This is a genomic window from Mobiluncus curtisii subsp. curtisii ATCC 35241, from assembly GCF_000146285.1.
GTDB classification, from domain to species: Bacteria; Actinomycetota; Actinomycetes; order Actinomycetales; family Actinomycetaceae; genus Mobiluncus; species Mobiluncus curtisii.
On the sequence record NZ_GL385912.1, the window covers coordinates 1,119,285 to 1,125,443 of the forward strand.

Consider the following 6,159-nt stretch of genomic DNA (forward strand, 5'->3'; position numbering starts at 1 on the left):
AAAAAATTGCCCACACCCATCTGGGGTGAAGGCATCTAAAAATTGGTGTAGTACTGGGCTACATGGTCGGGTCGGTGAGGACCTCGAGAATTGGCAGGCTCAAGTCGAAGGACGCCGCCTTGGGCGCTGGGAGTTCTTGGGCTTCGATGGTCTCTGCTGGTGGTGAGGGCGTGGCATCGGATTCGACCGGGACGATGGGTAGCTGCACTTCTTCGCTAGGCGTTGACTCATTGCCGTTGGGCTCAATCAGCTCCGTGTTCGTTTCTTCCTCGGTGGTCATTGGCCACCCTTGGTGATCGCGTCGTAAAGGACGTCATAGGCCTCGGCCGCTTCGCCAGAAAGCTCACCCTCATAGCCATCAAGAAATGCTTTCACGTCCTTGTCGTGGCCGTCGTAGGTTGGCCCCGATACTTCAGCGATCGACGCGAGCAGGGCTTGACGGGCTTCGAGGAATTCACTGGCCTTGTCAGGGTCGGCGAGGACGAACGTGCCATCGTCGGCGAACACTGGGCGACCCTGATCGTCAAGTGTTGCGAATTGGGCGACGAGGTCGTATTCATCTTCCCCGAATCGCGCAATCGCTTCCTTCACTAGCGTGAGGAGTTTCGAGCGGGCACGGGACTGCGCCGCCTTGAGCGGCATATTGGTGAGTAGGTCTGCGATGGGTTGCAAATACTGGTTTGCGAGCATGATCTTCATCAGTGTTTCCTTTTACTTATGCGAGGTTGGTGGACATGGCCGACAGGCCAGTGTTGGAGAAGTACCGCCAGGTGATGTTCGACCCGGTTCCGGAGATGGATGTGATCCAGCCTTGATTGAGTAAGCTCAGGATTGCGTTCATTCGCGACATCAAATCCTTGGTGCGGTCGAATAGGCGGGTCATGTTGTAATACGACCCATTGGTGACCACCATCAGGTCGTAGGTGTGAAACACGATCTTCGACAGCCCGCTTTGCCCCACCCAGCCCGAATAGGTTCCCTTGCCCGTCAGCGTGCAGTCCTGCAAGGTCACATATCGTGAGCCCGTCGTGTAGAACTTGTAGCCACCTGTTCGCAGATCGGAGCCGAGGTGGATACCTGCCTGCCCGTAAAACAGGCCTTTCGGGTCAAGGGTGAGACAGGTGTAGTAGGTGCCGCCGTCTGCCTTCTGGTAGGTCCAGGCGACGTAGTCGCCTTTGTAAGCAAGTTGGTTGACGATGCCTTGCACATTCGGCTTGTCCTTATGAGCCCGCCGAGCAAACTCACCGATATAGCGGGTTCCGTACCAAAACTGCATCCCAGCGCTCGTGATCTTGCCTTCCAGGGTGGTCCCGTCATACCAGGCGATCTGCGTGGGCGTAATGCGGATCGATTGCGTCCAGTCTGCCAGGCCTACTTGGATGGCGTTGGTCGCGAGCTTGTCGGCCGTAATCGACCGCGCCCCAATCCGAGCGGCGTTCAGATACCCGGTGGTGATCTTCCCAGCATCCAGCGAAGCAATCTTGGCCGATGTGACCGCAGCGTCCTTGATCATCGTGGACTGGATAAAACCGTTAGCGATCGTCAACTTGTCCGAGGTAATCGAACCGGCAGCGATCCGTGCCGCCGACAAGGTACCGGTCGTAATCTTCGACGCCGATAGACTGCCAACCTTTGCGTCCGTGATCGCGGCGTTGGCAATCATTGCGGTGGTGATGAACCCACTCGCGATGGTCAGCTTGTCGGAGGTAATACTTCCCGTGGCGATACGGTCAGCCGCCAAGAACCCAGCCGTGATTTTGGCTGCCGACAGTGAACTGATTTTCGCGTCGGTGATAGCGGCATCAGCGATGTGTGCGGTGCCGATGGCGGCATCTGCGATGTGTGCTTGGCTGATCGCTTTCGGCCCGATCATCGCGGCACCGACCGGTGTTTGTTCCCATTGGTTGTTGGTGAGGAGATATTGGCGGGCGATCACTCCGTCTACGCGCACTTGCCACAGCGCACCCTCCGGTCGGCCAGCCGCATCCGCTACGCTAGGATCAACAACGGCAACCGTGAGCCGCCCATCCGAGGTTACCGCGATGTCGTGGGCATCCTGCGCCAACTGGGTAGCACCAGCGGCTGCGGTCTTGGCCTGGTCAATCTCCACCTGCGCCGACGCCATCTGAGTGGCGACAGCATCGGCGGCGGTTTGTGCATCCTGGGCCGCAAGCAGGGCGTGGCCGACTTGTGTGCGGACGGCATCGAGTTCCGCACCGAGCTGGGCATGATTCAGATCAGTAGCGAGTGCCACCCAGCCGGGCTGCCCGGTATCAGTGAGCTGGTAGATCCAGATCTCGACCTGTTCGCCATTTTGCCGGAACCACGTGTCACCCAGCTTGGCCTTGGCGGGCTGGATGCTGCCGTAGTGGTTGGTGTTCTTCCCATCCGCTGAAGCGAGTGCGAATCCTGCCGCATCCGACGCAGCCACCGCCGTATTGACGGCGGTTTTGACCTGCCGGGTGACAGACGTGAACTTCCGAGCAGTAGAACCCAGCTCAACGGAGATGTACTGGAGCGTGAGCGGGTTGTATTCGTAAGCGACCACCCGTGCCGTGAGCGCAATCCCAAGATCAGCGTGACGGACGGTCACGGTGTCGCCAATTTCGACGGTTTCCAGGCGTGCAAGATCAGCGTATTCACGGGTGGTGGCGAGATCGACGAACCGCACCTTATACGAGCCCGACGGCTCATCGACATGTCTTGCGCTGAATTCTGCTGCAGCTAGTCGGCGCAGCTCAGAGTGGGCTTGGTCGAGTGGGAGTTCACCCTCACGCGGGTTGTCTTTGTCGGTGATGGCTTTGACTTGTCCGTAGCGGATGACGCGGATACGCGGCACCACATAATCACCCAACTTCGGACTATCGACATACAGTTCAGGCAGGAGTAGGCCGTCGTATCCGACTGGCAGAATCCGCGTCACCACCGTCGAAAAATCAATGGATGATTCGAAGCCAGTGAGGTTCTTCCGATCACGAATGACCACCCCATGGTTGGCTCCGCGCATGGGCACGTGATGGATATGGAAATTATCGCGGGCCAGTTCGCCGCCCCAACGCGAGATGAGCGTGTTGTCCTCGCCCGCGTCCATGAGCGCAGCGGTGATGGGCATGCGCACCAACCGCGCAGAAGACCTGGTCACCGTATCCGACGAGGTAGCAGTAAACCCGTGCTTAGTGTTCGCCGCGCCAAGGATTTGAGTGAGTGCACCTTTCGCGGTTTTGTTGACCACGTAGGTGTCGGCGATGAGGTTCGCCGCCAGATCATAGAACACGTGAAACGCCGTCACTTCGAGCATGCCGTCAAGCGTGGTGACAACCTCGCTAATCCGGAAACCCTGCCGTTGCTCCAGCCCTGGCACGGGCGCTGCCACAATGTTCTCAAGCGTCAGGTGCGTGGCTGCTGGACCGTCTGCCGGGTAGGTGAAGGTTAGTGAGAATTCGCCACCTAGTTCCTCGACCACGATCGGATTGATGATCTCCCGATCCAAGACTCCTAGCCCGGTGGTGGTGAATGTCGTGGCGGTGCGGTCGTGAACCGTAATCATGAGGAGCCTTCCAAAGACAACAGTGGCCACCCCACGAAGGGATGGCCGTCAGAGAATGTAGTGAGTTGGGTGTTAGGGGTTGCGCCAGTTCGGCGTGATCACGATCTTCGAAATACCCGCGCCGAGCGTGAGGCGATTGATCCCAGGCTTGAAGGTCGGGAAGGCGTCGGTGAGCGCATCGGTCTGGACTTTCCCGTGGGCGTGAGCGACGAGACGTTCGCTGTCGAGCGTGACGGAACCTGCTGGCGAATTCACGTGATAAATGCTCGTATTGATCGTCAGCGAGAGCGCCCCGGTGCCGGTGACTGTGATGATCGGATCAGCTTCCAGTAGGCCGGGGTTCGTGATCGTCCCAGATGCAGTGAGCGTTACCGGATTCAATCCCTCGGTCAGGTACGTGAAGGGCTGGCAGGTCAGGCGCGCGGTGAAGAACCCCCACCCCGACAGCTCCCGGCGCAGTTCGCTCACTTCGCAGTGCTTAACCTTGCGGTAAACACCAGGCTCGGCAGTCAACGCAATCGTCGAAGAGCCCGTCAGCTCGTGAGCAGCCTGCCGATACTGGTCGAGCCCGTCACGAACAGGCACCGCGAGGTCGAGATCGATCTCGGTGTCCTCCCAGCCCGTGAAGCGCGTGAGGGTTCCGGCGCGTCCTTTGACCTCAATATCATCAGCCCTGCGCACCGACGCTGGGATCGCAACGGGTGCCGTGAGTCGCAGACCCAGCGAAGCAGAAGACACCTGGTTATTGAGGGTGAAGCCGAACATGGTTAGTATCCTCCTGCCATCACGGTCTGCCGCCGATCAAGGCGGGCAAGTTGTTTATCGAGGGCGGGTGCGAGTTTGCCCACCAGCGTCCCATCCGACAACGTCACCGAAATATCCAAAGACCCGAGGATACGCTTTGCAGTCGCATCCACGATCCCAGCGACATCCACACGCTCTGCCGCTTCATCAGTACTTCGCTGAGATACAGTCACGGGTTGTGGGGTGAGGTCAACGCTCGGCACTTGCAGGTCTGCCACCGCCTCGATCGGCACGGCCAGCCCGTCCTCAAGGTCGGCGAAGGCGTCTATCGTGTTGCGCGCGAGCCCTGAAGCTGCGGTGACAGCCTTGTTGCCGTCCGTGCGGATGGAGCCTGCGAGGCCTTCGACAAGCATCCGTCCTGCCCAGGCCATCTTGCGTGACGGTGAGTGGATGCCGAAGAAGCCAGTGATGGAGTCCCAAATACCTGATGCCCAGTTCGAGACCGAATTCCACAGCCACCCCGCTAAGGATTGGATACCGTTCCACAGGCCGTAGACGAGGTTTTTGCCCGCCTGGGCCATCGCTGAGACGCCCTGACCAACAGCAGACACAATCCCAGAAATAATCGATGGGATTGCTGCGACGATTGTGGAAATAATCTGCGGCAGGTTTCGTACCAACGCGGTCAAGAGTTGGATGCCTGCTTGGACGAGTTGCGGGATCGCCCCACCAATCGCCGACACAATAGCTCCGATAATCTGCGGGAGCGCGGCCACGATAGTTGTAATGATTTGCGGCAACGCCCCAATCAAAGCCGTCAACAACTGAATGCCTGCTTGGATCAGTTGTGGGATAGCACCAACCACGCCGTCCACGATTGCAGTAATAATCTGCGGGAGTGCTGCGACAATCGCTGTGATGATCTGAGGCAGCGCCCCGATCAAGGCGGTGAGTAGTTGGATTCCTGCTTCGATGATCTGCGGGATCGCCCCCACAAGGAACGTGACAATCCCGGTGATGATCTGTGGGAGGGCTTCGATGATCACGGGAATGGCAGCGATCAAGCCTTCGGTAAGTCCGGTGATGAGCTGCAACGCCGCATCAAGAAGCAACGGGAGGTTGTCGACCAGACCCTGTACCAAAGCCATGAGCATCTCCACCGCCGCAGGAACCAGTTCCGGTAGTGCTTCGCCGATACCAGAGACCAGTGTGGCGATGATCTGTATCGCCGCCTCCAACAGGGACGGCAACGCTTCGATGATTGTCTCGACCAGAGCGATAATCAACGTCACGGCTGTTTCTGCTACTTGTGGCAACACCTTGATAATGCCTTCAAGGAGCGCGGTCAAAATGCTCATGCCGGTCTCGACCACCATCGGTAGCTGCTCGGCAATAAATGCGAGAGCTTCCTGTAAGACGGTGCCGAGGGTGTCGATGAGGGCGGGTGTTCCGCCTTCTTCGAACGCTGCCGTGAGTTCGTCGATCCACCCGTTCAGCATCGGCAACACCGAACCCGCCAACGCCTCCGACAGACCACCAGCCAACAACCCCTTGAGATTTTCAACCCCATCCTGCATCGTCGCCAACTGGCCCGAAAAGGTTTGGGATTGGGCGTCCATGGCCCCGTAGAAACGCCCGCCTTCAGCAGTAGCACTGGCGAATGCGTCAGCGACCATGTCAGCCGAAATAGCACCCTTGGCCATATCCTCCTTGAGCTCACCAATGCTTTTGCCGGTCTTGCGGCTGATCTCTTCGAGCGGGTTGAATCCGGCGTTGATCATCTGCAGCAAGTCCTGACCCGTGAGCTTGCCGGTCGAAGACATTTGGGCGAAGGCGAGCGTGAGCGATTCCATCTTCACCGCATCACC

General features: G+C 58.6%; 5 protein-coding genes. All 5 read right to left on the reverse strand.

The genetic code is table 11. From position 1 onward, the window contains the following. Window positions 1–58: 58 nt before the first annotated feature. The gene (locus tag HMPREF0574_RS04915; protein WP_004007600.1) at window positions 59–280 is read right to left on the reverse strand and encodes a hypothetical protein; all 222 of its coding nucleotides are present in this window, start codon (window positions 278–280) and stop codon (window positions 59–61) included. Then, on the reverse strand, window positions 277–699 hold the full coding sequence (locus tag HMPREF0574_RS04920) for a DUF1617 family protein (RefSeq protein ID WP_004007601.1): 423 nt from the start codon (window positions 697–699) through the stop codon (window positions 277–279). The genes HMPREF0574_RS04915 and HMPREF0574_RS04920 overlap by 4 nt, the downstream gene beginning before the upstream one ends. 16 nt (window positions 700–715) lie before the next feature. Then, complete coding sequence (locus HMPREF0574_RS04925) at window positions 716–3,547, reverse strand: phage tail spike protein (protein WP_004007602.1); 2,832 nt, start codon at window positions 3,545–3,547, stop codon at window positions 716–718. A gap of 72 nt (window positions 3,548–3,619) precedes the next feature. After that, the gene (locus HMPREF0574_RS04930) at window positions 3,620–4,312 is read right to left on the reverse strand and encodes a hypothetical protein (protein WP_004007603.1); all 693 of its coding nucleotides are present in this window, start codon (window positions 4,310–4,312) and stop codon (window positions 3,620–3,622) included. Between the two features lie 2 nt (window positions 4,313–4,314). Beyond that, window positions 4,315–6,159 (reverse strand): phage tail protein (locus HMPREF0574_RS04935; RefSeq protein ID WP_004007604.1); only part of this gene is annotated, 1,845 nt, incomplete at its 5' end.